25 protein-coding genes and 1 pseudogene are annotated in these 26429 nt (G+C 46.0%); 16 read left to right on the top strand and 10 right to left on the bottom strand.

Translation table 11 applies throughout. From position 1 onward, the window contains the following. Positions 1–138: 138 nt before the first annotated feature. From CES81_RS05265 to CES81_RS05245, 5 genes are all read left to right on the top strand, one after another. Entirely contained in the window at positions 139–591 is a 453-nt protein-coding gene (locus CES81_RS05265) for an NUDIX hydrolase (protein ID WP_089120958.1), read from the top strand. Positions 592–606: 15 nt separating this feature from the next. Next, positions 607–1623, top strand: a complete 1017-nt coding sequence (locus tag CES81_RS05260; protein ID WP_089120957.1) for an aldose epimerase family protein — start codon at positions 607–609, stop codon at positions 1621–1623. Positions 1624–1793: 170 nt separating this feature from the next. Next, the gene (locus CES81_RS05255) at positions 1794–3164 is read left to right on the top strand and encodes a sugar porter family MFS transporter (protein ID WP_089120956.1); all 1371 of its coding nucleotides are present in this window, start codon (positions 1794–1796) and stop codon (positions 3162–3164) included. A gap of 258 nt (positions 3165–3422) precedes the next feature. Continuing rightward, the gene (locus CES81_RS05250; RefSeq protein ID WP_089120955.1) at positions 3423–4124 is read left to right on the top strand and encodes an ABC transporter ATP-binding protein; all 702 of its coding nucleotides are present in this window, start codon (positions 3423–3425) and stop codon (positions 4122–4124) included. 5 nt (positions 4125–4129) lie between these two features. Further along, complete coding sequence (locus tag CES81_RS05245) at positions 4130–6700, top strand: ABC transporter permease (protein WP_089120965.1); 2571 nt, start codon at positions 4130–4132, stop codon at positions 6698–6700. Between the two features lie 55 nt (positions 6701–6755). On the opposite strand, the gene CES81_RS05240 is transcribed toward CES81_RS05245, so the two are convergent. Beyond that, entirely contained in the window at positions 6756–7631 is an 876-nt protein-coding gene (locus CES81_RS05240) for a DMT family transporter (protein WP_180949735.1), read from the bottom strand. A 220-nt stretch (positions 7632–7851) separates the two neighbouring features. On the opposite strand from CES81_RS05240, the gene CES81_RS05235 reads away from it, so the two are divergent. From CES81_RS05235 to CES81_RS05225, 3 genes are all read left to right on the top strand, one after another. Continuing rightward, the gene (locus tag CES81_RS05235; RefSeq protein ID WP_089120953.1) at positions 7852–8721 is read left to right on the top strand and encodes a tyrosine-protein phosphatase; all 870 of its coding nucleotides are present in this window, start codon (positions 7852–7854) and stop codon (positions 8719–8721) included. Between the two features lie 134 nt (positions 8722–8855). Further along, positions 8856–9161 carry an HIT family protein gene (locus CES81_RS05230; RefSeq protein ID WP_089120952.1) on the top strand — a complete coding sequence of 102 codons (306 nt, stop codon included), beginning with the start codon at positions 8856–8858 and terminating at the stop codon, positions 9159–9161. 150 nt (positions 9162–9311) lie between these two features. Continuing rightward, positions 9312–9629: a HesB/YadR/YfhF family protein gene (locus tag CES81_RS05225; protein ID WP_089120951.1), complete on the top strand. Its 318-nt coding sequence runs from the start codon at positions 9312–9314 to the stop codon at positions 9627–9629. A 62-nt stretch (positions 9630–9691) separates the two neighbouring features. Here CES81_RS05225 and CES81_RS05220 read toward each other — a convergent pair whose 3' ends face one another. From CES81_RS05220 to CES81_RS05210, 3 genes are all read right to left on the bottom strand, one after another. Continuing rightward, positions 9692–9949, bottom strand: coding sequence for a Txe/YoeB family addiction module toxin (locus CES81_RS05220; RefSeq protein ID WP_089120950.1), 258 nt, complete (start codon positions 9947–9949; stop codon positions 9692–9694). Beyond that, positions 9946–10209, bottom strand: a complete 264-nt coding sequence (locus tag CES81_RS05215) for a type II toxin-antitoxin system Phd/YefM family antitoxin (RefSeq protein WP_089088916.1) — start codon at positions 10207–10209, stop codon at positions 9946–9948. The genes CES81_RS05220 and CES81_RS05215 overlap by 4 nt, the downstream gene beginning before the upstream one ends. A 123-nt stretch (positions 10210–10332) precedes the next feature. Further along, a complete protein-coding gene (locus CES81_RS05210; protein WP_089120949.1) occupies positions 10333–11151 on the bottom strand; it encodes a hypothetical protein in 819 nt (272 codons plus the stop codon). A 344-nt stretch (positions 11152–11495) separates the two neighbouring features. On the opposite strand from CES81_RS05210, the gene CES81_RS05205 reads away from it, so the two are divergent. Next, the gene (locus tag CES81_RS05205; protein WP_089120948.1) at positions 11496–12143 is read left to right on the top strand and encodes a hypothetical protein; all 648 of its coding nucleotides are present in this window, start codon (positions 11496–11498) and stop codon (positions 12141–12143) included. Positions 12144–12362: 219 nt separating this feature from the next. Next, a complete protein-coding gene (gene arsC, locus CES81_RS05200; RefSeq protein ID WP_089120947.1) occupies positions 12363–12773 on the top strand; it encodes an arsenate reductase (thioredoxin) in 411 nt (136 codons plus the stop codon). Positions 12774–12841: 68 nt separating this feature from the next. On the opposite strand, the gene CES81_RS05195 is transcribed toward arsC, so the two are convergent. Continuing rightward, positions 12842–13720: a hypothetical protein gene (locus CES81_RS05195; RefSeq protein ID WP_089120946.1), complete on the bottom strand. Its 879-nt coding sequence runs from the start codon at positions 13718–13720 to the stop codon at positions 12842–12844. Positions 13721–14214: 494 nt separating this feature from the next. Further along, a complete protein-coding gene (gene asnA, locus CES81_RS05190; RefSeq protein WP_089120945.1) occupies positions 14215–15222 on the bottom strand; it encodes an aspartate--ammonia ligase in 1008 nt (335 codons plus the stop codon). Between the two features lie 554 nt (positions 15223–15776). Between asnA and CES81_RS05185 the strand changes: the two are divergent. The 3 genes and pseudogenes from CES81_RS05185 to CES81_RS05175 all read left to right on the top strand — a co-directional run bounded on the left by CES81_RS05185 (position 15777) and on the right by CES81_RS05175 (position 19074). Further along, a pseudogene (locus tag CES81_RS05185) lies at positions 15777–16607 on the top strand (SDR family NAD(P)-dependent oxidoreductase). Between the two features lie 458 nt (positions 16608–17065). Further along, entirely contained in the window at positions 17066–17917 is an 852-nt protein-coding gene (locus tag CES81_RS05180) for a DUF3737 family protein (RefSeq protein ID WP_089120944.1), read from the top strand. Continuing rightward, the gene (locus tag CES81_RS05175; RefSeq protein WP_089120943.1) at positions 17914–19074 is read left to right on the top strand and encodes a MalY/PatB family protein; all 1161 of its coding nucleotides are present in this window, start codon (positions 17914–17916) and stop codon (positions 19072–19074) included. Before CES81_RS05180 ends, CES81_RS05175 begins: the two co-directional genes overlap by 4 nt. Before the next feature lie 62 nt (positions 19075–19136). Here CES81_RS05175 and CES81_RS05170 read toward each other — a convergent pair whose 3' ends face one another. Both CES81_RS05170 and CES81_RS05165 read right to left on the bottom strand, forming a co-directional pair. After that, a complete protein-coding gene (locus tag CES81_RS05170) occupies positions 19137–19532 on the bottom strand; it encodes an iron-sulfur cluster biosynthesis family protein (RefSeq protein WP_089120942.1) in 396 nt (131 codons plus the stop codon). A gap of 87 nt (positions 19533–19619) precedes the next feature. Beyond that, complete coding sequence (locus CES81_RS05165; protein ID WP_089120941.1) at positions 19620–20447, bottom strand: undecaprenyl-diphosphate phosphatase; 828 nt, start codon at positions 20445–20447, stop codon at positions 19620–19622. Positions 20448–20744: 297 nt separating this feature from the next. Between CES81_RS05165 and CES81_RS05160 the strand changes: the two genes are divergently transcribed. Next, complete coding sequence (locus tag CES81_RS05160) at positions 20745–21293, top strand: TetR/AcrR family transcriptional regulator (protein ID WP_089120940.1); 549 nt, start codon at positions 20745–20747, stop codon at positions 21291–21293. A gap of 156 nt (positions 21294–21449) precedes the next feature. Here the strand turns inward: CES81_RS05160 and abc-f are convergent, their stop codons facing one another. Together abc-f and CES81_RS05150 are read right to left on the bottom strand one after the other, a co-directional pair. Then, positions 21450–22940 (bottom strand): ribosomal protection-like ABC-F family protein, encoded by a 1491-nt coding sequence (abc-f, locus tag CES81_RS05155; protein ID WP_089120939.1) that lies wholly within the window; start codon positions 22938–22940, stop codon positions 21450–21452. Between the two features lie 293 nt (positions 22941–23233). Next, on the bottom strand, positions 23234–25756 hold the full coding sequence (locus CES81_RS05150) for an AAA family ATPase (RefSeq protein WP_089120938.1): 2523 nt from the start codon (positions 25754–25756) through the stop codon (positions 23234–23236). Positions 25757–25970: 214 nt separating this feature from the next. On the opposite strand from CES81_RS05150, the gene CES81_RS05145 reads away from it, so the two are divergent. Then, the gene (locus CES81_RS05145; RefSeq protein WP_089089506.1) at positions 25971–26225 is read left to right on the top strand and encodes a GlsB/YeaQ/YmgE family stress response membrane protein; all 255 of its coding nucleotides are present in this window, start codon (positions 25971–25973) and stop codon (positions 26223–26225) included. A 17-nt stretch (positions 26226–26242) separates the two neighbouring features. After that, positions 26243–26383 carry a hypothetical protein gene (locus CES81_RS05140; protein WP_089089505.1) on the top strand — a complete coding sequence of 47 codons (141 nt, stop codon included), beginning with the start codon at positions 26243–26245 and terminating at the stop codon, positions 26381–26383. Positions 26384–26429 lie beyond the last annotated feature (46 nt).

Genomic DNA, 26429 nt, shown 5'->3' with positions numbered 1-26429 from the left:
ATACACAAAACTTTATATTATTTCATTTGTCAACTTGACAGGGCCAAGTGCAATCAGCGCCTCTTTGAATGATCTTAGAAATGATTATTTGAAAGAGACGCTGATCATTGCTAACGAACGTTAGGAGGTAAGCAGTAGATGGCAAATTATATAGAGGAGCTGCGGGCGTTAGTGGGGCATCGGCCCTTGATATTAAACTCAGCTTCGGGCGCTTTGTTTAATCAGCATCAGCAAGTGCTGCTCCAAGAACGGACAGATACCGGTAACTGGGGGTTCCCAGGCGGTTATTTAGCCTTTGGCGAGAGCTTTAAAGACGCGCTGGTTAGAGAATTTCAGGAAGATGCAGGCCTGGTTGTTCAGCCGTTGCAGCTGTTGCAACTGTCTGATCAGCTTCAATATACCTATCCTAATGGGGATCAAGTACAGCCAATCAACTGTTTTTATCTGGTGAAGTATGTTTCGGGCAACTTGCTGCAACAAGTAACGAACGAAACCACCCGCTTGGCATACTTTGATTTAAATCAGCCGCCGACCTTTTTTAATGAGCAGCATGCAGCTATGTTTTCGGTGCTTCAACAGCATTATTCATAGAAAGAAGATAGTGATATGCCAATTAAAGTAGCGCGTTATCAACGTAAAGGACAGCATGATTATTGTGAAATTACGATGGTCAATCGTCATGGCATGCAGGTCAAACTATTAAACTATGGCGCAACGCTTGAGAAGGTCCTCATTCCGACTGCGCGTGGATTGGAAAACGTCATTATGTCGCTTGAGTCGCCGGAAGACTACTCAAAGGCACGCAACTTTTTGGGTGGAACAGTCGGCCGAGTGGTTGGCAGAATCCGACACGGTCAGTGGCAACATGGCAATCACATTGTGCAGCTGCCGTTAAATGACGGTCAAAACCACATCCATGGCGGTACGGGTACTGATACGCAAGTATTCGATTTTTCAACTCAATATGATGAGCATCAAAGTACCGCGACCTTTATCCTGTTTGACGCGGATGGTAACAACGGATACCCGGGAAATTTAAAACTGCAAGTCAGTTACACGCTAGATGATGATAATCAGCTGACTTACCGGATCAGAGCCATTAGTGACAAATTGACGATTTTTAACCCAACCAATCACGTTTATTTTCGGTTGAACGGTCCCCACTCAGACGCGCTGGGGCTCAATCTGCAGCTCAATAGCGACGCATACTTGCCATTGGATGCGGACAGCTTGCCTTATCAAGGCAGAAGATCGGTGGAAGGAACCGTCTTTGATTTCCGTCGCGCCAAATCAGTTGGTGCTGTCATTAATAGTCATGATTCGCAAATCGATGCGGAACGTGGCTTGAACCATCCCTTTTTGCTGAGGGGTGACAGCCCAGCGGCAGTTTTAAGTTCACCTGATAAAAAACGGACGGTAGTTATGACAACTAAGTCACCAGCAATAGTGGTTTATACCGGTAATCACTTCGACCATACGGGGATTGCTAAGAACCTTGGTCAGTACGACGGGATTACCCTTGAAGCTCAAATGCCGCCTGCTGCAGGCTCTGACCTGACAGCAATTACGTTACTGCCGGGAGAACAGTTCGATACGTGGACTAAATGGCAGTTCACATATTAGAAATAGTGAAAGCAGCGACAAAGATAAACGGCTTTACTTCACGATAGTCCATCTTTACAATCACTTAGTACATTTTTATGTATGCGGTTTCATTATATCCTTAGATTAAGCATTAATAGAACGTTCTTTTAATCTAATAAGTAGTCATATTTGGGTGGAGGTTTTTAAATATGAACAAGAAAAAGCGTCTTACACCGTACGTGATTTTGATTTCTTGTGCGGCTGCACTGGGAGGTTTATTGTTTGGTTACGATACTGCGGTTATTTCCGGTGCGATTGGGTTTTTACAGGTTAAGTTTAGTCTTGATAGTGTCGCAGTTGGCTGGGTGACATCTTGTATTTTGATTGGGTGTGCTATCGGGGTTTCGATTGCGGGGGTATTAAGTGATCGATTTGGCCGTAAGAAAATTCTGGTGTTATCAGCTATTATTTTTGCTGCATCATCACTTGGTGCGTCACTTGCCGGCAGTTATATGACGTTAGTGATTTGGCGGATGCTTGCTGGTGTCGGTATCGGGCTCACTTCCTTAATAACGCCGTTGTACATTGCTGAAATGGCACCGGCTGAAGTACGTGGAAAGTTAGTCTCAGTGAACCAGCTGGCCATTACGATCGGGATCTTCGTGGTTTATTTTATTAACGCGGCCATTGCCTCCGGTTCAAGTCAGGCGTGGAACGTTTCAACAGGATGGCGCGTTATGATGGGGATTGGTGTGATTCCGTCTGCCCTGTTCCTGCTGGCTTTAATTCCTGCCGGTGAGAGTCCGCGTTGGCTGACACAACACGGTAAGCCAGACCGGGCACTCAGCGTTCTCAAAAAGGTCGAGGGAAATTCAGACGATGCCGAATCGGAACTGACTGAAATTAAGGAAGCCGGCAAAATTGTTGATGATTCCCGTTTTCGCGATCTGTTTAATAAGACTTGGTTCCCAGTTGTAGTGATTGGGGTATTATTAGCCTTATTCCAGCAATTCTCTGGCAGTAACGCCATCATGTATTACGCGCCTGAAATCTTTAAAGGCGCTGGGTTTGGTCAAGATGGTGCCTTCATGGCTACTGTATCCATTGGCGTGATCAACATGGGTATTACGGTTGTTTCACTCGGTCTAGTTGATAAAGTTGGTCGGAAACAATTATTAGGCTGGGGCTCATTAGCAATGTCAATTTGCTTACTGGTTGTGGCAATCTGTTTCTTTACGGGTGCTTCAGCGACCTTGACTTTGATCTTTATTTTACTGGCCATCGCGGCTTACGCAATTTCGTTAGCACCAGTGACCTGGATCATCATCTCAGAGATCTTTCCTTCACGTATTCGCGGACGAGCAATGTCAATTTGTACCGTGGTCCTCTGGTTAAGTGATTTTACTTTGAGTTATACTTTCCCAATTTTGACGCAAAATATCGGTGAAGGATGGACGTTCATGCTGTATACAGCCGTTACATTGCTATCAGCTATCTTTATTTGGAGAGTACTGCCAGAAACTAAGGGTAAGTCTTTGGAACAAATTGAGCGTTTCTGGAAAGAACGTGCTAGCAGGTAGTAATTGGAGTTGGGGTTAAGCGTATTTCCCAGTTGATTCCAATTGAAAGTAAAAGGCTTTGATGATTTCACGGAGAGGCGCGATTCTTTACAAAATTGGATTTTGAACATTGTGTACAATAATAGGCTACAAGTGGTCGGATAGCATCGACTGACTTGTAGCCTATTTTTGACAGCCATTTCACCGTAATCTCAGCTTGAATTTATCCTCGAGTCAAGCGATACTCAATGTAAGAATGTTCAAACGGGGAGGGTACATATGAGTTACATTGAAGTGCAAAACGAATCGAAAATCTATCAAATGGGCGAAACTAAAATTATTGCCAATAATAAATTGAGCTTTACCTGTGAGCAGGGGCAATTAACGGTGATCTTAGGCCCCAGCGGTGCTGGTAAATCGACGGTGCTGAATATTTTAGGCGGCATGGATACGCCCACCAGCGGTACCGTTTTAATTGACGGCATCGATATTGCTAAGTTTAATGATCGTCAATTAACGGCCTACCGTCGTAGCAATGTTGGGTTTGTTTTCCAATTCTATAACCTGATTCCGAATCTCACGACTAGAGAAAACGTGGAACTGGCTAATTCAATTGTGGATGACGCTTTAGATGCGGAAGAAACCCTCCGTGAAGTGGGGTTGGGGAATCGGCTAGATAACTTTCCTTCCCAACTCTCCGGTGGGGAGCAGCAGCGGGTGGCTATTGCCCGGGCGCTGGCTAAGAATCCCAAACTATTATTGTGCGATGAGCCCACCGGCGCACTGGATTATCAAACTGGTAAGCAGGTTTTGAGTCTGCTTCAAACGGCCAGTCAGCGCGACAACAAGACCGTGGTCATTATTACCCATAACGCGGCGATTGCGAAAATGGCTGACCGGGTGATTCACATCAATGATGCCCAAGTGCGGTCCGTAGAAGATAATCCAGCGCCAGTTCCCGTTGAGCAGATTGAGTGGTGATCGCTATGAAGCCAATGACGAAAAATATGTGGCGGGAGATTGCCGCCAATAAGGGGCGTTTCATCGCGATTATTCTGATTATTTTGTTGGGGACGCTGATTTTCGTGGGCGTCAAAGCCACCGGTCCCGGTCTGAATGATGCCTTGGATACTACGGTGAAGACGCAGCATTTAAGCGATGTTCAGTTGTTTTCTACAACCGGGTTTACCCAAAAAGACGTTAAAACGGCTGAGAAGGTAAACGGCGCGCAGGCGGAAATCAGCAAGTTCAAATACGTTACCGGCGGCAAGAATGAAGATGTGGTGGCCCTTTATGGTTATCAGTCCAGTGCCAATCAGAATCAGCTGAAGTTACGCAGCGGTCATTTGCCACATGGCGCTGATCAAATTGTGCTGGATGAACGGGCCAAGCAGGACTACGGTTATCGACTAGGCGACACGTACCGGTTTAATAAGCAGGCAAACCTTAAACAGCGAACATACCAAATTGTTGGCTTTGTTGATTCACCGCGCTACATCGACTATAGTACCCGTGGCTCAGCTAACGTTGGTGACGGAACGGTGCGCTACTTTGCGTACCTTCAGCCGCAACAGTTGAATCTCCCCACGGCGACAATGCTCTCCGTTCGGTTTCAATCCCTGCAGGGGGTGAATTCATTTAGCGATGACTATCAAAGAGCGGTGGCTAAGAAAGTGCGGGCACTGAAAGCAGTCTTTAAACTGCGAGCTAAGGAACGAAACCAGCAACTATCAGCCAACGTGAAGCGGGCCTTTGCGCCACAGCAGCAACGATTAACGCAGGCTAGAAGACAGTTAGTGCAGATGAAACAAATCGCCGGCAATTCAAGCGTGCTTCAGCAGCAACAAAAAGCGTTAACTGAGAATCAAGCAAAGCTCAACGCAGCGTTGCAACAAGCTACTGCGAAGACCCGTACGACCTATACCTGGCAGACCCGCGAAGACTTGCCTGGCTTTACCTCGTTCGGGGATACTTCGGATCGCATCGCTGCTATTGCCAACGTTTTTCCAGTTTTCTTCTTTCTCATTGCGGCGCTGATCACGTTTACCACGATCACACGGATGGTGGAAGAAGCCCGGCGGCAAATCGGGACTTTCAAAGCACTGGGGTATACCAAGTGGGTAATTGCCCGTAACTATTTAAGCTATGCGCTAATGGCCGGTTTGATCGGTGCCATCTTGGGTAGTGCCATTGGCAACGTCACGCTGCCTCGGCTAGTGATCTCGATGTATCACATGACTATTCCGTTAACCGCCTCGGTCCCCGTCATGTGGGCGGTTATCGCACTGGCGGTGGCCTTTTCACTGTTAGCCACGGTAGGTGCTGCAGTCATCGTGGTGTGGCGCGAGTTAGCTGAAAAGCCTGCCGATTTGATGCGGCCGCGGGCACCGAAGTCTGCAAAACGCATCTTAATGGAACGAATTACGCCGTTGTGGCACCGGTTGAGTTTTAACCAAAAGGTGTCTTACCGGAATTTGTTCCGGTATAAAAGCCGGATGTGGATGACGATTATTGGGATTGCTGGCGGTACCGCGCTGATCTTGACCGGATTTGGCCTGAATGACTCAATCAGTTCCACTGCAACACAGCAGTATGGTCAGATTTTTCACTATTCAGCCACCGTATCGCTGGCCCATAATGATCAGGGTCAAAAAGCAACGCGGGTTTTGAATCAATCAGATCATTATCGTGGCGCCAGCAAGGTCAATTTAACCACTGGTAAGGTGAAAGCTCATGCCGATCAAATTGGTGACGTTAATCTAGTCACGCCAAAGAATCAGCAGCAGTTCAAAAAATACGTCACCTTAAGTCATTTCCTGGATCAAAACGGAGTGGTGATCTGTCAGAAAATCGCGTCCCAGTTGGACGTCAAAGCCGGCGATAAAGTAAGCTTCACTGCTTCAAATGGGCAGCATGCCAATCTAAAGGTAACGGCGGTGACGCCCAATTACATGGGCGTATTCGCGTACATGAGTCCGGCTGCCTATCGCCACGCGTTTAATCAGACACTGACAGTGAACACGCTGTTCGTTAAGTTAACCAGTCAGTCCAGTCAGCAGCAAAATCAGCTGGCACGGCAACTGCTGAAACACGGTGGGGCGCTTGGCACCAGTTTTGCGTCAGATCAAAAAACCACCATCAAAACCATGAGCAGTTCTATGAACGTGATCGTTTTGATTATGATTTTGCTATCGGGTGTCCTGTCGTTTGTTGTCCTTTACAACCTGACGAATATCAACATTTCGGAGCGGATTCGTGAACTGTCCACCGTGAAAGTACTGGGCTTCTTTGATAATGAAGTGACCATGTACGTGTCGCGGGAAAATATGTTGCTGACGGCCTTCGGTATTATTCTGGGTTACGGCGCCGGTTGGGGGCTACTGAGCTTTATTCTGAATCAAGCAACCACGTCGCAGGTCGTGTTCCCAGTCATCATTCGCTGGCCAGGGTACGTCGTGGCCACACTGTTAATGGTGGCCTTTACACTGATCGTCATGTGGGTGACGCACCAGAAACTCAAGCACGTGGATATGGTAGAGGCATTGAAAGAGAATTAGATATTAAAAACGTCAGCTCATCTGAGCTGACGTTTTGTGCTATTCATAGGCTAGTTTAACTTTCCGACTGAGGGAACCGGGCTTTAATAATTTCAGAAGCAACCACGCTAAAAAAGATGATGGCGGCACCGAAATATTGTTGGATTGACAATACTTCGCCCAAGGTTAAAAAGGCAAAAATTGCTGAAAAGATTGGTTCCAAAGAGTAGATCAGGCCAACGGTATCTGGTGTCAGATATTGTTGTGACTGTGTCTGAGCGACAAAGCCAAAGGCACTGCAAATTAGGCCGAGCGCTAAGACGGCGCCCCATTGCGAAGCACTTTTAGGTAATGTTATGCCATCTAATAAACCGCCAAATATAAGTCCCTCGACACCAGCAACGCCAAGCTGCCAAATGCTGACACTAAAAGTCACCAGATGTTTTTTCGATAAAGCATCCGAAGTCATAATGTACACGGCATAGATAGCTGCGCAAGCTAAACAAAGCAGCGCATAAGGATTTAATTTAAGGCTGGCACCGTTAGCAATCAGCAAGTATAATCCAGCTACCACGACGATAGTGGTGATCACTGTGCTGACTCGTGGCAAACGCTTCTCAACGATTGACTCAAAAATGGCGACGAAAACGGTAGTCGTACTTAATAGGAATCCTGCAGTTGAAGCTTCTGTATGCTGCAGACCTACCATGACAAAGGCAAAGATCCCAAACAGGAGGGTGCCCAAAATAAAACTTGCCAGTACTTCTCCTCGATTTGGCCGTTTCAGTACTCTGGCAAAAACCACAATAGTTGCCAGAAACGCCGTTGTAAAACGTAAACCAACCAAAAACAGGGGTGCAACACTGATGAGGGCGATTTTCATCCACATATAGGATGCGCCCCAAGAAGCGGTAACCAGAAACATCAGCCAAAACGCACGTTGTCGATTCATATGTAAAAACATCCTTCATAAAAATTTTATGTCTCTGTAACTTTACACTAATTGACGATTCAATGATATGAGAATTCTCAGACGGATGCTGTGATTTAGCAATGGAGAGGAAAATAGTTGAGAGCTTAAAACGTGAATGCACTACCCAAAGAGTGGCATAATATAATATGAAATGAGATTACTTTACAGTACGGCATTATTGAAAATACAGGGGTAAATTATGGAAAGTATCAAAAAAATAATGATCGGGCTGCTGGCTGTGCTTGGTTTAGCATTGGGCCTGGGAATACCAACTCCGCAGCCTTTTTCACAGGTAGAAACCGTTCAGGCCAGCCATCAGGTCAAATTGCAGGGTGCTCATAACGTTCGTGACCTTGGTGGCTACCGAACAGCAACCAAACAAAAGGTCAAGCCGCGCTTGCTGCTGCGTTCAGCCAAACTCGCTGGTTTGACCCACCATGACAAACAGTTACTGGTACGGCGCTACCACCTTAAAACGGTGATTGATCTGCGCACACCGGCGGTCATAGCGCGCACGCCAGATGCCAAAATTCCAGGCGTTCGGTTTTTGAAGGCGCCAGTGGTTTCCGACAAAACGATGGCCAGCGTTAACCGCGTGGCAGTAGTCAGTGGTACAAAGTCAATGGAGAAATTATACCGATCCTTTGTCACTACGACACAGGCCCGGCACGCTTACCGGCAGTTATTTCTGCAGCTGTTAAAAGCACCAGGTAATCGGGCGACTTTGTGGCACTGCAGCGAAGGCAAGGACCGAACCGGATTTGGAACAGCGTTGGTTTTAACTGTGCTGGGTGTGCCTCAAAAGACAGTTTATCAGGATTATTTAGCTTCGAACACCTACAATAAAAAGTCGGTTAATCGTCAGTTAGCTGTAATGAAACGTCAGGGCGCTTCCGAAAGGGCTATTTCTCAAAAGCGGGATACACTGGTGGTCAAGAAAGCTTATTTGGAGGCAGCGTATCAAGCGGCTGACAAGAAATACGGCTCCATCCAGAACTACTTGTCTAAGGGACTGGGATTATCAAAACAAAATATTATTCAGCTCAGGCACCATTATTTAATGAAGTAACTGCTGAAAAAGCGCCGGTAAACGTCCCTCGAACATTTCCAAAGTAACAGTTATTTTGCGGGTGTTACAATGGAAGTGAAAGTTAATCGTTAATTTGAATAATAACGGATTATGTCAGAAATAGGTGAAAAAATTTGATTGATGAAAACTGCGTATTCTGTAATAAACCGGCCATCTTAGAGAACGATTTGGCCAAGGGCTTTTTCGATATTCATCCCGTAGCACCGGGACACTTCTTGATCGTGCCGAAAGAACATTACGTCACTTTCTTTGATGCTCCCAGAGACGTGCAGATCGCCATGCTGGACCTAATGGATCAAGCGAAAACTTACTTGGATAAACAGTATCATCCTCGTGGCTATCAAGTCTTCAGCCATGTCGGTAAAGCTGCCTTTCAGAAAGTCTTTCACGCCCACATTCACTTGGTACCAGTGGCATAGAGGTTATTGAACATATAAATTGTGCACAAATTAAATAAAACACAAGTATATTTTTTAACTCTCATCAGCGGATATGGTATATTAACCTTGACGTGTGAGCAGCACGTATTGAACTTGCATTTTAACGGGTTATCCAAGGAGGATATCTTTATGAAATTACAAATTACCGATGCCGCTGTGAAATGGTTTGAAGATGAAATGAACGTTGGCTCAGATCAAAGTGCAGCCATTCGTTTTTACGGTAAATTATATGGCCGCACCAAAGTGCACCACGGCTTTTCGATTGCCTTAGCCAGGGAACTGCAACCCCATAACTTCGGCGTAAAAGTCGAAAAAGACGGGGTCACATTCTATATCGAAGAAGACGACCTCTGGTTCTTTAAAGGCTACGACCTAGAAGTTGATTATGATCCTGAAAAAGATCCCGACAACGTTCAGTATAAATGGACGGAAAACGGTGAGTTATAGCGAGTAAAAGGTCCTCAGCATTGCTGAGGACCTTTTTGATTACGGTAAAATTTAGAGTTTAATTAATAGTGATAGCGACAAGCATAAATTTGGATTGTTTGTTTGTCAATACTATAAATTAATCGATGTTCCTGAGTAATTCGACGCGACCATTTACCTCGTAGTTCGTGTTTGAGCGGCTCAGGCTTACCGATTCCTTCAAAAGGATGCCGATCAATATCGTGAATAAGTTTATTTATCTGACGAATGGTTTTCTTATCGTTTTGTTTATGCCAATACATATAATCGTCCCAAGCATTGTCAGTCCATATTTTTATCATTGTTCGTCATCCAGTAATTGATGTGGTTTTCCCTTATCATTAGCAAATTGTTTATCGCCTTCACGGATACGATCCATCAACTTGTGGTTACTGAGGATATACATGGTTTCTTGCATGGCATCGTAGTCATCCTTATTCATGACCACCACGGAGTTATCAGGTTCTTTTGTCGTAACGATCAAACTATCAGAGTCGTCATTAACTTTTTGCATGTAGGCTTTTAAATTACGACGAAAGTTGCTGTAAGTGACTGTGTCCATATTTGACCACCTCGCTATTTTTAATTTGATTATATCAGGTTTAATGATTAAGTACAGTATTTTGTACCTTGAGATGGGGTGGCATTAATTATGCCGGAGCGCTTTTGTACTATCCAAAATAATCTAGTTTGCTGGTTTAGCAAGAATGAGGCCAACGGTATATCCGTCAACATCCTTAAGTGGTGCGTTTTGATAGTAAATGCCAATTTGATAATCTTTTAGTGAGGCGCGTTTTGATGCGGTGTAACCCGCTGCATCAAGTGCCTTTTCGATTGCTTGAAAGCGTTGTGATTCAGTCCGTGTATCCTTATAGCCATGGTAGAATAATTGATTAACATTAGTGAGTAGGATTGGGTCACGATATGATTTGTTAAAAGTGTTTGACTCAGTTTTAAGGTCAAGTAGTGCATCACGATTTTCAACGTAGTGTGACAGATTCAGTGATAGCTGACTATTGGGAAACAGCTGCAGAACCTTGTTAGTCAAAGATTGAGACGGTGATTGCTTAATGTAGTTCAGGTAATCTGAATCGGACGTAAAGCCACGTAAGTAGAGGTTATTCCAGTGAGAATAATGACGGTTGTATCCCTTGGTTAAGTAATTGTGCCAAACATAACCATAAACTGGAGTTTTTTTGTGCGTAGGAGTGTATGACATGACGGAATAATAGATGGCGTTACTGCCGTTATGTTTCATTGTTACAGAAGCACGAAGGGCCCAGGACGTATTAGGGTAGTTTTTCAGGTTGTGCAGTTTCTTGGTATGACTCTTGTTCCAGAGGTAAACGTTCTTAGTAGTGCTTTTGGCATGATAGACTGGTGACTGTGTATAAGTTTTGGTTTTGATAACGGTGTAGCTACTTGCGCTAGCTTGTGTTACTCCAAACGAAGTAATTCCCGCTATAGCAGCAGCTAAGCCGAGCAAGATTTTGATTTTTTTCATGATGATCCTCCCTGAATAATTTATACTTTGTAAACCAATATTAATCTATTTACTAATGGTTGTAAAAAAATAAACCACCACCGATTACTAATGATAAGCCAGATCATTTTATTAATTTCATTTGGTAGCCTCCCCTTAAAGCGACTTAATTATAATCTATCCATATTCTCATAACAATTTAAGTAAGTAGAATTTTATGGATTCTTTATGGTCCTAAATGCTATTAGTGCCAAAAGATTACATTCAATTTAAGATTCAGTAACAGGTCTAAGCATATTGCTATCCTCAATTAACCAGCATGCTATAATCAAGTCGCAGAACACAATAAAGGGGAAATAAAGACAATGAAAAAATGGTTGAAAATCTGTGTTGCTGCGTTTGCAATGACACTTGGCTTAGCAACTGCTTCAACGGTTGATGCTCAAGCCAGTTCATTTACTTATTTTGGCAACAAAGGGACAAAAACATACCATCATAAAGTGATTAGCTATCAAAAATATACGTTAAATAAGACTTATTATAATACGCTAACTGGTGGGGTGGATCCTAGAATTAAGGCGAACATACCCGCTCCAAAAAATAGCATTGGGAAAGTTGTTTTTTACCATGCTTACGTTTTCCATGTATCGCCGAAGGTGTCCCGTTATCAGACTTGGGTTAAGTTAACGGGTCGGGTATATAACTATTCTAACTCACCAGAAAATGCTTATTGGCGCGAATATCAGGGGGATGGAGATGATGGTGACTATACTTATTCGCAGAACAATATTTTAACCGTAATATCTGATACCTATGACTTTTACTTCTCTAAAGGTACTAGCAAGAGTCCCGTTTTGTTCAGCAAGGCTGGTTTGGCTCCTGGCAAGTCTGAAGGCTTTCAATTGCTAGCTCACTCAAAACATCCAACATCACGGCTTGGAAAGACAACACTTGTTGCTCGGTTGTATTGCAATAGTAACCAAATGAAAGCATTTAATGTGAATATGAAGTAGGTAAAAAACGTTCTGACAGTCATGCCAGAGCGCTTTTTTATTATCATTCGAAATAATCTAATTTGCTGGTTTAGCAAGAATGATGCCAACGCTGTTTTCGTCAACATCTTTAAGTGGTGCATTTTGATCAACACTTATCAGCCAAGGATAAAGACTAGCACTCTGCCGAAATTCCCGGTATAATCTGTGGAAAGATAGAACAGTAGGGTAGTGAGATCAATGAAACGAGTTTACTTTCTTTGTACCGGCAATTCCTGTCGCAGCCAGATGGCGGAGGGTTTTGCGCGAACGTTACTTGGCTCTCAGTGGGAAGTTCAAAGCGCGGGCGTTGAAACCCACGGGCTGAACCCCATGGCAGTTCAGGTGATGGGCGAGGTCGGTATCGATATTTCGAAGCAGTCGTCTAAACTCATTGACCCTGACTACCTGAATAGCTGCGATGTCGTGGTAACGCTGTGCGGGGATGCCCGTGATAGATGCCCGGTGACACCGCCGCAGGTTCAGCGTGTTCATTGGCCGTTACCGGATCCGGCACAGGCTACCGGCAGTGATGCCGATAAGCTCCGGGCGTTTCGGAAAGTACGGGATGAGATTTATCACCAGATCGAGAATAGTGAATTATTTAAATGAAAATAGCGTCTGATACCAGTTGATGGACTGATATCAGACGCTATTTTAGTTAACGTGATTATTCTGAGTTATTCCCGTCCAGAACCGATAATGGTAAAGTAGTTGCTGCCACCTACGGAATAGATGCTGGCGATCGTCTTGCCGCTTGAGTAGGCCGAATCGTTGTATTGATAAGGTGTGTGCCGGTTGGTAATGGTCAGCCGATACTGCTTGTCACCGGAGTGGTGCACCCGTTTATCATTGACACCAGCTAAGTGGTGCGCGTAGTACAGGTGAACCGTGTCGCCAGTTTTGTCTGACAAAATGATTCGCTGCGAATCATTCGGCTTGGATTGATAGTGGCTCTCCAGTGTTCCCAGAAATGACGGGTACTTTTTAGGGTGATTACGATAAGTTTCAATGTAGCCGTCAGATGATATCTTAATGGCATCCACGTTGCGGTTGAGGCTCTTGATGGCACCCACGCCGCCAGCATATAAAGTCCCGCTCCCGTAAGGCAGCCCATAAGCGGGCCGGACGATTTGCTGCACTTCTTTGGCTGGTAATTTAAACGAAACGGCCCCGAAACCATAGACTTTTGAATTAACTAAAGGTGATTTTAAATGATAGCTGAGATTAGGAGTCATATAGCCGGAGGTGTAGGCAACGTTTTTAGGTGCCACTTGCTGGTGGTAACGCTGCGCACCGATAATCGTTCCCTTGGGTAATTCCAAGTGCTTTCTGACCGCGTTGGAATTAGCGGTAGACGAATAGGTGACCGTCACGTTGGTTGCGTGCTTCAGCCGGTACCAGTTGGTGGCAAAACCGCCGTCATTGTTTCCATATGTATCCGGATTGACCACCGTTCGATGCGGATGACTGACCGCTTTTCCTTGTACACATTGGCTGGTACCAAAGGCGCCCAGCGCTGCAATTGCCAGTACGATCGTCGTTTTGGATATGGACATGCTTTTTCACCTCTTTGCCTACATTATATCATGTGAAAACGGGGGTAAATTTTACATTTTACGGACAAACAGTTGTCATTTCGGGGTCTTTAGTTGGCGCTGCAAGCTTTTAAATCAGGACTTGTAAGAAAATAGTAGCTAGGGGAGTGGAGGCAAACTAATTTCTCGTGGTGCGAGTGTTCTTTACTCGGTTACGACTACGGGAGACGGAGAAGATCCGCCCCGAGCGCAGCGCAGGTGCTAGCTTCGGAGCGACCCCACTTCGAGGAATTGGTTTGGCGGAACGGGATATCCAGAACTAGATAAAAAGATACCCTCAAAGCAGAAATTGACTTTGAGGGTACTTTTTGCTGACACTGTTTTGATTTTATATGGCTGAAACGTGCTCCAGCAAGCAGAGAGCTGCACCTAAGTCACTTCCGACATAAATCCAAGACCGGGATTTTTGTCAAAAGCGCCTTAGGCTCCAGTCTCTAACCGCTTGCTTCCACACTCTATAACAAATGTATTCCGGCTTCTTCACACTTATCAATCATTTCTTGAGGCCAGAGGGATGCCTGCACTTCACCAACGTGAGCCTTACCCAACAGCAGCATGCACAGCCGCGATTGGCCAATCCCGCCACCGATCGTGTATGGGACTTCTTCATTTAAGACCATCTTGTGATAAGGCAAGCTTAAACGGTCTTCGGCACCGGCAATCTTCAACTGTTTCTTCATGGATTCAGCATCGACCCGGATACCCATGCTGGAGATTTCAATTTTACGGTCTAACGGTTCATACCAGAAAATGATATCACCGTTTAACTGCCAGTCATCATAGTCAGGAGCCCGGCCATCATGTTTTTTGCCGCTCTTCAAAGCACCGCCGATCTTCATGATGAAGACGCAACGAAGTTCTTTAGCAATCAGATCTTCACGTTCCATAGGGGTCTTGTCCGGCCAGCGGTCTTCAAGCTCCTGGGTCGTAACAAAGTGAATCTCATCAGGTAAATGATAAACGGATTGTGGGAACTTGTACCAAACTTCGTGTTCCATGTGTTTGATGACTTTGAAGATTTGACGCACCGTTTTTTTCAGCGTTTCGACCGTGCGTTCATCTTTAGTGATGACTTTTTCCCAGTCCCACTGGTCAACGTAAGCGGAGTGGAAGTTGTCCAGATCTTCGTCTTTCCGGATGGCGTTCATGTTGGTATAAAGGCCTTCGTGAAGCTTGAAGCCGTAACGTTTTAAGGCAACCCGCTTCCATTTAGCTAACGAGTGGACGATTTCAACCGTGGAGTCGCCCATGTCCTTCATGGTAAATGAAACGGGTGTTTCAACACCGCTCAAGTTATCGTTTAGACCGGTTTTCTTTTCGACAAACATTGGGGTTGAAACCCGTGATAGGTTTAATTCCTTACGTAACTCATCCTGAAACGTTTCCCGGATGTAACGGATGGCCGTTTGCGTTTCACGCACAGACAACTTCGGTTCGTAAGACTTTGGAATAATTAATTGCAAAATACTCGCTCCTCCATAATAGATTTGGGATAAAAAAAGAAGCCTTTTATCCCTAAACCAAGGGACGAAAGACTTCATTTCGCGGTACCACCCAAGTTGCCTATCCATAGATAAGCCACCTCAATACGCGTACTAACATACGCTCCGATGGTAACGTTTCGGTAACGGCGAAGCTTACTGCTAAGTAGTTCAGCCCGCGACTAAGAAAGTGTTGTTCGGTAAAGCCGATTACTGATTGGGTTCACACCGTTTCCCAACTCACTGACAGTTCGACTAGACTTACTTGTCTTCCCTACGTCTTTTAATCTTTAATAAGTATCTTACCATCTTTTCATAATTTGTAAACCGGGTTCTCAGATTTTTTTGAAACCGCATGATACCAGGATTACGACATAAGTAGAAGAAAAACCAGCTACGAAAAATATTAAAAGTCGGTGAAGGTAGTGCCTTTACTGCGAATCTTAGAAGGCACCTCTTTGCTTGTAATCACAGCTGTCCCGCTTTAAAGTGAGCTTAACAATGAAGCAAAATGTGCTAAAAAGGAGTGTTAAAAAATGGCAAAACGAGTAATTTTAATTACTGGGGCTTCGAGCGGAATGGGTTACGCTGCAACGCAATTATTTGCGCAACACGGCTGGGAAGTCTATGCGGGCGCGCGGCGTGTCGAAAAGATTCCCACGGGTGCACGGATTCATCCGTTGCACTTAGACGTGACGGATGTGGATTCCCGGCTCCAGTTTGTCAAGGAGGCCTTAGGCGATGGTCTGCGCGTGGACGTCTTGTTAAACAATGCCGGTTACGGTGAATACGGACCAATCGAAGAAGTCAGTTTGGATAAGATTCACAAACAGCTGGAAACTAACCTCGTGGGTGCTTCTGAATTAACCAAGTTAGTGCTGCCGCAAATGCGTCAGCAAAGGTCCGGCCGGATCATCAACAACTCTTCCATCGGTGGCGATGTCTACTCACCGCTTGGTGGCTGGTACTACGTGACTAAGCGCGGCTTAAACGTTTGGTCCGACGTGCTGGACACTGAAATTCGGCAATTTGGCCTCCGTTCGATCATCATTGAACCCGGCGGCACCCAATCGTCTTGGCTGGATATCGCCATGGATAACGCGATCCATAATCTTAAACCGGATTCACCGTATACACCATTAGCTGAAGGGACGCAGAAATTGTTAAGCGGCATGCTGAAAACCACTGAAGCAAGCGCCGAAGATTTGGCGAAAGTCTTCTACCGGGCAGCCACGTAACGGCATCCTAAGCGGCGGTATTACTTTGGCCTCACGGACAGGATGCTGGCACGGTTCGCACGCAATCACCCCAGTGTCTTTCACGAGGGCATGAGTTTGATTGTGAGCCGGTTGACACCAAATAAATAACCCCTGATTATTGGCATATACCCTGTGATGGCTTAACCATGTGTTAAACCGTCATAGGGTATTTATTGATTTAAAATCATTTGCGTCAGCAACCAAACAGTAACGTAGTCGATATGCACTCAGTAAATGCAGCGGAGTGAGACTGGCAAATCGTGGTGCGAATAGCACTTAGGTACCGTTTTGGGGTACCTTAGTGCTATGGTCGTCGGAGAAGATCCACTTTCGACTATCGGGAGAAAGTTAGCTTCGGAGCGACCCCACGACGAGTTGCCGGTCTCACGGAGCGGAATGATTACTAATTTTCAAAACAGTTGAAGCTTTTATTTCCTGAATATGACGTTAAGGTTGTATGATTAAGATATCATTATTTGACTGTTTCACAGTGATGTTTGTTAGACAACGCTGAGCATTAAAACTAAAATATAACTATACAACGTGAATTGGGAAGGGAACTTATTGTGAAGGAAATTAATCAAAAAGTCTTTGAAGGCGAACGAGCGTTATTTAAAGCTCACGACCTCAACATCAAAAATAGTACGTTTCAAAACGGCGAGTCACCGTTAAAACACAGCAAGAACTTAAACATTGAACATAATATTTTTAAATGGAAATATCCGCTGTGGTATTCCAACGATGTCCAAGTGTCACGGAGTACCTTGAAGCTGGAAGCTCACGCGGGAATCTGGTACACCAAGAACCTGAAGATGGACGATGTGATGATCGAAGCAACCAAGACGTTCCGTCACATTAGCCATTCTGAACTAACCAACATTACCATGAGTAACGCTGCTGAAACGCTGTGGTGGTGCAACGATATTAAGTTGGATCACATCACGGCCAGGGGTGATTACTTCGGTAAAAACTGCGAGAACGTTGTCGTTGATCATCTGAAGTTAAGCGGTAATTACGCGTTTGACGGCAGCAAGAACATCGAAGTTCACAACTCTAAGTTTGAAACGCACGATGCCTTTTGGAACTGTGAGAACGTTACGGTTTATGATTCGACCTTGGTTGGTGAGTACCTGGCCTGGAATTCGAAGCATATCCGCTTTGTGAACTGCTGGATCGAAAGTGATCAGGGACTTTGCTACGTGGATGATTTGACTTTGGAGAACTGTTCATTAGTCAACACCGACTTAGCATTTGAATATTGCACTGACGTGAATGCTGATATCAATACCACCATTGACAGCGTGAAGAACCCCATTAACGGTGTGATCAGCGCGCCCGCCATCGGTGAAGTGATCATCGATGATCCGGATATCGATAAGTCAGCGGTGAAAATAAACGTAAGGAGACAGACGGCATGACGGATTTTTCAGAACTAATTGACCGGCGGCACACCAACTCGATGAAGTGGGACGTTAAGGATAACGAACTGCCAATGTGGGTAGCGGACATGGATTTTCGCACTTTGCCCGCGATTACCGAAGCCATTCAAGAACGGGCTAAAAGCGGTATTTTTGGGTATGAGGAGGTACCGCAAGCGTACTTTGACGCGGTTCAAGGCTGGTTTGAAAGCGAGCATAGCTGGCGCTCAGAAACGGCGTGGATGATTTTTTCAACCGGTGTTGTACCCACGATCTCTTCGTCAGTCAGACGGCTAACGAACGTTGGTGATAACGTGCTGATTCAAGCGCCGGTTTACAACATTTTCTATAATTCGATTCTCAATAACGGGCGTCACGTCCTTTCAAGCGACCTGGTTTTCGATGACCAGGGGACTTACCACATCGATTGGGATGACCTGGAAGCTAAAATGGCGGAACCGTTGACGACTTTGATGATTTTATGTAACCCGCATAACCCAGTTGGCATCATCTGGTCAGCGGAAACGTTAGCGCGCATTGGCGAACTGGCTGCTAAGCACCATGTGGTGGTATTGTCGGATGAAATTCATAGTGATATTACGGCACCCGGCAAGGGCTATATCCCGTTTGCTTCTGTCAACAAAACTAACGAGCAGAATTGTGTGGTCGCGGTAGCACCCAGCAAAACGTTCAACGTGGCAGCGCTGCACGCGGCTACGGTAATCGTACCTAACGAAGGGTTGCGGGCAATCGTTAATCGCGGTCTCAACTCGGATGAATTAGCTGAACCCAATTCATTTGCGATCCCGGCCACGATTGCGGCCTATACTAAGGGGCATCAGTGGGTTCATGACCTGCGCGCTTACATTGAAGACAACAAACAGACCGTTGCCGACTTTGTTGCCAAGAATGTGCCCGGTGTAAAAGCAATCGCGGGTGATGCCACTTATCTGGTCTGGCTGGATACTAGCAAAGTTGGTATGCCGTCAGATAAGCTGGAACAGTTTATTCGTGATCAAACTGGGCTGTACCTGTCTGCAGGGTCGGTTTACGGTGGCAATGGCCGGGATTTCTTAAGAATGAATGTTGCCTGTCCTAAAGAACGCGTTTTGGATGGGTTGGAGCGTTTGAAACAAGGGATTGCAGCGGTTAAATAAGCAAAAAGCTCTCAAAGCGGGGTGTTCACCCCGTTTTGAGAGCTCTTTTGTTCGGTGTCGATTTAGCAGTTACCAATATTGGCAAAGATGCCCTGTTTAAAAGCAGCCAAAATAGTTTTACCCTCGGCCACTAGAACGTTATTATCCAGCAACTGACCGTTGTTAGTGAGATTGATCATGGCCTTTTGGTAATCCAGTTTTAGACCTTGGCCAAGAAAGTAAACGTCGTAATCAGAGGTGTAAAGTGATAGGCCGGCATTGTTCTTGAGCCTCACGTTGTATTCCTCATCGGGTTGGTCTAAAACCACGATGGTGAACTTGGTGCCAATGCTGCAGGCACCGCCTTGAAGGGAATACTTACCACCGGCATCATCGGTGATCAACAGCAGTGTTTTATCAGCCACCTGTTTTTGTTTTAAAACGTCAACCACAGCTGGCGTAATTGTAATTTCGTTCATCTAACAACACTTCCTTTTAGCTAGCAGTTTACGCTGATAGGCCAGTAAAATCAATTGTGCACGTTTTAATTTTACAATTTTAAAAGCTTAATGGATGGTGCTAAAGTAGGCTACTACGATGATACCCAAGACGATCCGGTACCAGCCAAAGACTTTAAAGTTATTTTGCTTGATGTAATTCAGCAGGAATCTGATGGACAGATAGGCGACGGCAAAAGAAACCAGTACGCCTGTCAGCAGGACAACTGATTGCAGTGTCGTAAAAGTGTTGCCATGAAGCAGATACTTGGCAATTTTGAGCAGGGAAGCGCCAAACATCGTGGGGATGGCAAGAAAAAACGAGAATTCCGTTGCCACGTATCTCGACGTACCTACTAGGATGGCACCCAAGATGGTAGCGCCGGAGCGAGAGGTTCCGGGAACTAGTGAAAGGATTTGGCAGAAGCCGATTAAAACTGCGACTTTAACGGGCAGCTGATTTAAGTCCGAAAAACGCGGTGACCGGTGACGATTAAAGTTTTCAATCAAAATAAAGAGGATGCCGTAGATGATCAGCGTAGCTGAAATCACCTGCCAACTGGTTAAGTGGGCATCCATCCAGTCATTCAACGGCAGGCCAAGCATAACGGACGGCATCACCGCTAGGATAACCTTTCCCCACAACGTCCAAGTTTGGTGTCGTTCTAACTGGCTTTTATTGGGCGTCCACGGGTTCAATTTGTTGAAATACAGGACAATAACTGCCATAATGGCCCCGAATTGTATCACAACCATAAACATGTTAATAAACGCAGTAGATTCGGTGAGTTTGACAAATTCGTTGGCTAAGTATAGGTGTCCAGTAGAACTGATTGGCAAAAATTCCGTAACACCTTCAATGATTCCTAGAATAATGGCCTTGATAATTTCAATCACGATGATTGCCCCCCGCTATGACTTTTGGTTCTTACTTAGTTTAAGGGGTTGCTGTAAAGACACTGTTGAGAAAAAGTAAAGGTTGTGTAAACATCATAGAAACCTATGTTGACCTTGTTTATATTTTTTAATAAAAAGGACATAATCTATCTGATGTTTTATTTGGCGCCATATGGTTGCATATGTTCTAATATAGTGGTGATTTAAGGAGCATTTACGTTTACAGTTGTACATAGCTTGTTATAAAATTTAAATAACAAAGTCTCAGGATTTATCTACCTAAGAGGGGGTTCAATAATGGTCTCATATGCACGCTTGCGTACGCGGAATCAAATAACGATGGCAATGCTGACCTTATTAAAAACTCACCGGATTGAAAACATTGAAGTTACTCAGATTTGCGAAGCAGCATTTATTAAGCGCAGTACTTTTTATCGTTATTTTCACGACAAAATTGACGTGACTCAGGCCGTTCTTGATAAGTTACTGGAAGATTGGCGAAATGATGGTAAGGAAGAGCATACAGCAGCCGATATTGCTGACTTTTTTATGAATAATTATGATGTACTATCTCATGTGAGAGTTGATCCAAACAATCGTCACTACGCTGAAAACCAGCAACTCGTACGAAACTGGCTGTTGACTCATATTTCCGAAGAAAACAAGGCGACCCCAGCAGCTTTTACTAAGATTCGTCAGCTCCACGACCCCATTTTGGCAAGTGCTTTTTTGCTGGAGGGGACGCTGGGTGTTTTAGCGCAGGCTGATTTGTCTAATCAACGTGATCGGTTGAGAATGAAAGCCTTTCTGGTTGAAGTTATTGAGGGTCTTGTTCAGCTAAAATGATGGTTTGTTAAATCGTTTTTTTAGAACCACTACCTGAAAAAACCGGGCGTTCAGTTAACATACTGAACGTCCGGTTTCTTTTGGTTACTTTGGCTGAGATACGCGGGTTAGTTTCAAGGACACCGTTAATCTTTCCGTGCGGCGTTGCAATAAACGTTAGAGCGTCACGATTTTGGTGCTAATTGCTTGAATGAAATCGCGGTCGTGCTCAGTGACCAGCATCGTCGGCTGAACGTCTTGGATGACGGTAGTGAGCTGTTCTTGGTTGAACACGTCCAGGTAGTTTAGCGGTTCGTCCCACAGATAAAGACTGGTAGGGGTGGCCAAGCTGGCCGCCAGTTCAACCTTCTTTTGCTGATCAGCCGAGAGGTGTTGGATAGGCGTTTTAAAATCGTCTCGTGGCATGCCTAGTTTCTTCAAGTTATTCAGCAGATCCTGATAACTCAAACCGCGCTTTTGCGCAAATTCAGTCAGTGTTCCCAGATTGTCCGGATAGTGCTGGCGAACCAGACTGCGCCGGGCGGTTTCCGTGAGTTGGATCTCACCGGTCACGGCACCCTTGAACCGGCCTTGAATAGCGGCGATCAAAGACGACTTACCGCTGCCGTTTGGGCCGATCAGCGCCAGACGGTCGCCACGGTTAAGTTCAAAACTGACTGGTTTGGTAAATAGCGGCTGGCCGTTATAGCTGAGCTGAACGTTTCTTACCCAAAGCAACGTTTCGTGATGGTCCGGCTGGTAGTTCATTTTCAGCGGATCGATAAATTCGACGTTTTGTAATAAGGATTCCTTATCAGTAATTGCTTTGTCCATCCGGTGTTCCAGATTCTTGGCTTTTTGCATGACCCGCGCTGAACGGGCACCGATAAAGCCGGTATCGTAGACGGCACCGCTGCCTTTTTGATGCGGATTACCGTATTTGTCGCCTTCACGGGATTGACTCCACTGACGTTTATTGGCCGCCGTTTGTTTTAGTCGGCCGATATCGTGGCGCAATTTAGCCTGTTCCGCGTATTCCGACTGGTCCTTCAGCTGCTTGGCCTGTTCGTAAGCAGAATAATTGCCTTGTGTCAGCACCAGTTGCTGCTTTTCAATCGTCAAGGTGTGGTCAGTGGCCGCGTCTAAAAAGTGCCGGTCATGAGAAATGACGATGAATCCCTGCTGGGCGTGATGTAAGTACTCAGCAATCTGGTCACGGCCGGTGATATCTAAGTGGTTCGTCGGCTCATCCAGCAGCGGAAAGCCGGTATGGCTGGCAAAGGTCGCTGCCAGCAGGACCTTCGTTTGCTCACCGCCGGATAGGCTTTCGTATGGGCGATAGAGTAGGTCGTCACTGGTATGCATCAAGGATAGCTCGCGCTGGATCTCCCACAATTCTGCCGTACTGGCTTCGGTGGCAACGGCCCAAGCATCCTGAGTGGGATCCGTGACGGGCTGTGGGAAATAGAGCGGCGTTAGCGGCATGGTAATGGTTCCCTGACCGCTGAGTTTTCCGCGAATCAAGTTTAGCAGGGTGGTCTTCCCCCGGCCGTTACGACCGGTGAGCCCTAGCTTCCAGTTACTGTCAAAGGTTAAGTTCTGATTGTTAAATAAGTTATCCTGACCAGGATAAGCAAATGTTAAATGCGTGATTTGAATGGTCGACATAATAGTGTGTCCTCCAGTTTCTTGGCGGGCACCGTGGCAGTTTTGCGGCATCAAAAAAGCACCTGAGAACAATTCTCCAGGTGCTTTGCGCATAGCTATTATGCGTTTAGGCTCGCTAGAGAAGGTCTAGGTCAGTGCCAGAACTGCGCAGTATTCCCCTGTAGTGGGAATCACGGTGCTAGGTTCTAACGGTTGACTTAGATCTTCAATGGGCGAGGCCTCCTTTTTGTTTGTGAACTTAAATTAACATGTTTCACGGGGGACTGTCAACTGCTGCGGGTTGATCAGTTAGGTTACAAGGCAGGTTTACCGAATTTCTGCCAGTGCTTAGCCAAATACTGCACGGTCAAGCTGCCGGGCTTTTTAACCAGTTCTAAAGGTTCGCCAGCAGCCACAATTTTACCGCCAGCAGCCCCGCCACGAGGCCCCATATCGATCAGGTAGTCAGCGTTTAACATCAGGTCAACATCATGGGTGATGATGAGGATCGTGGCACCGTTGATCCGTAAGCGGTCGATGATCTGCAGCAGGGTTTGAACGTCTAACGGATGCAGGCCAATCGATGGTTCATCGAAGACAAACAGAGTACCAGCCTGTTTCTTGGTGAGGTGGCTGACCAGCTTTAACCGCTGGGCTTCGCCGCCAGACAACGTTGGGGTACTTTCACCCAAGTGAAGGTAGGCAAGGCCGACTTCTTTGAGCTGCTTCAGCTGGTGTTCGATCTTGGGAACGTCTTTAAATACGGGAATGGCTTCTTCAACGGAGAGGTTCAGCAGGTCGACAATGGAGTAGCCGTGCCACTTGATCTGCTGGATCTCGTCCTTATAGCGGGCACCGTGACAGACCGGGCAGACTTCTTCCATGTCTGGCAGGTACTGAATGTCTAACGTGATATTACCCAGACCGCCGCAGTTAGGGCAGGCACCCTGCTTATTGTTGTAGGAAAAGTAGGCGATGCCGTACCCTTTAGCTTTGGCTTCCGGTAGATCAGCAAACATGTGCCGCAGGGCGTTCATGATGCTGGTGTAGGTTGCCAACGTTGAGCGGGCGTTTTTACCCACCGGACTGGCATCCACACTGACCACGTCTTGCAGATCCGTGGTTAATTCACTGACTTGCCTTGGTGATTTTTGCTGCTGCTTGCGGGCACGGATGGCCGGCACCAGCGAATCGATGATCAGACTGGTTTTACCGGCACCGGAAAAGCCGGTGATGGCCGTCACTTTATTGTCCGGAAAAGTGGCATCAACGTTGTGCAAGTTGAAGTGGTCATTGATTTTAATGTGCGTAGACCGGCCGGTGGGCTTTTTGGCAGCGTGTTTTGTTTGCAGAATATCTGAGTGACCGGAGATAAACGGGCCAATCAGTGATTTCGGATTATCTACTAGCTGCTTCGGTGTTCCTTGGGCAATCACTTGGCCACCTTCAGCGCCGGAGCCGGGGCCAATTTCGATGACCCAGTCCGCAGCGGAAATGATGTCGACTTCGTGATCCACGACCACCAGTGAGTTGCCTTGCGCGATCAGCTGCCGGAAGACGTTGATCAGCCCGTGGATATTATCAGGGTGTAGACCAATCGATGGCTCGTCTAATACATATAACACGCCGGTCGTTTCGGTCCGCAATGTTCGCGCTAACTGAATGCGTTGCAGTTCACCCGTGGATAACGTATTGCCGCTGCGGGATAAGCTGAGATATTCCAGGCCTAATTCCAGTAATGGCCGTAAATTATTATCCAGCTCAGTAAAGAGCATTTTAGCCAGCGAAGCCATGTCGTCCGGTAAGGCAGCCTTTGTATCAGCCTCCCATTTTGCTAAATCGTTCAGCTGCATATCGGCCACTTCCGCAATGTTCTTTCCGCCCACTAGCTGCTTCAAGCGTTCCGGATTAAGGCGTGAGCCGTGGCAGGTAGGGCACGTTGAGAAATGGTAAAACTGATTGATTCTCGCAATCGACCGTTCACTGGTAACCGATTCCAGTGAATCTTCAACCGCGGCATAGGCGTTTTCGTACAGCGCGTTGTCCATGTGAAAGACCCGGCCGGTACCGGAGCTGATGTTGACCGGATGAGTTTGCTTCTTGCCGTGGAGCACGATGTCTTTTTCCTTATCCGTGAGGTCCTTGTACGGGACGTCGGTGCGAACACCTAACGTTGCCACGACCTTTGGCATGAAGTTTCGACCAGGTAGGTGCCAGGATGCAACCACCCCTTGATCGATGGTCAGGTTCTCGTCACCGATGAGTCTGGATTCATCCAGTTTCCGAACAACACCTAATCCTTTACAAGTGGGGCAGGCGCCAGTGGAATTGAAGGAAAAATCTTCGGCACCGTTGGCCATGAAGCGCACACCGCAGGTTGGACAGGTGATCATCCCCATGTCGTCGCCAGACAGATCCATTTTCTGAGCAATTGCGATAGTTGGCGGAATTCGGTGGCCATTGGGACAGACCACGGAGCCTAACCGGGAAAAGATGAGCCGGACAACGTTAAAGGTTTCGGTCAACGAGCCAACTGTAGACCGTTCCGATGGGATACTTGGCCGTTGACGCAGAGCCAATGCTGACGGAATGTGTTTAACAGATTGTACCTGAGACTTCTTATTCTGCGCAATTCGCCGCCGGGTATAGGTGGATAGCGCATCTAAGTACCGCCTGGAGCCTTCGGCATAGAGAATTCCCATGGCGAGGGAACTCTTACCGGATCCGGAAGGCCCAGAGATAGCGACAAACTTATTTAACGGGATATCAACATCGATATTTTTCAGGTTATTGACGTTACCGCCGCGAACTTCAATATGATCAATTGGTTGAACCACATGAGCACCTGACTTTCTGTTAATTGAATGGTTCTATTTTAACCTAAAATTGATTTTGATTAAAACGACGAATTTGACAGTGTTAAACATAAATCAATAATAATAGTTAATATAAAATAATTATTATCATATTTGTGGCGTTACCAGTTTAAAATTTGCTATGCTGGAATTATAGAAAAATGATAGTCAGTTAAGTCGATAAGGAGGTATTACTATGGGTTTATTATGGTCACTCATTGTTGGCGCTATTATTGGCGCAATTGCAGGAGCAATCACTAACCACGGTGCCGCCATGGGCTGGATTTCTAACATTGTTGCCGGATTGATCGGTGCGTGGATCGGTCAGGCATTACTAGGTACCTGGGGTCCAAGCTTAGCTGGGATGGCGCTGATTCCTTCGATTATCGGCGCTGTCATCCTAGTCTTAATTGTTTCGGTAATCTTTGGATTACGAAAAGATGATGCCTAAGAAAGGTGGCTGATATTATGGATGCCATTCAATCAGTATTTAAATTCATGGTTGCCAGCACGTTGATCGTCGGCGGAGTTTTGGTCGGCGGTACGGTGTTCGCCGCTAAAAAAGTGGATACGATCGGTGATGCGATTCAAAAGAAATTACATCGCTAGTCAAAGAATAAGAGCCGCACTTTGAGGGTGCGGTTTTTGTTTTGAA

This window comes from Secundilactobacillus pentosiphilus (assembly GCF_002217985.1).
Lineage (GTDB): Bacteria > Bacillota > Bacilli > Lactobacillales > Lactobacillaceae > Secundilactobacillus > Secundilactobacillus pentosiphilus.
The sequence above is the reverse complement of the archived record's forward strand: the minus strand, read 5'-3'. Positions and strand labels throughout refer to the sequence as shown.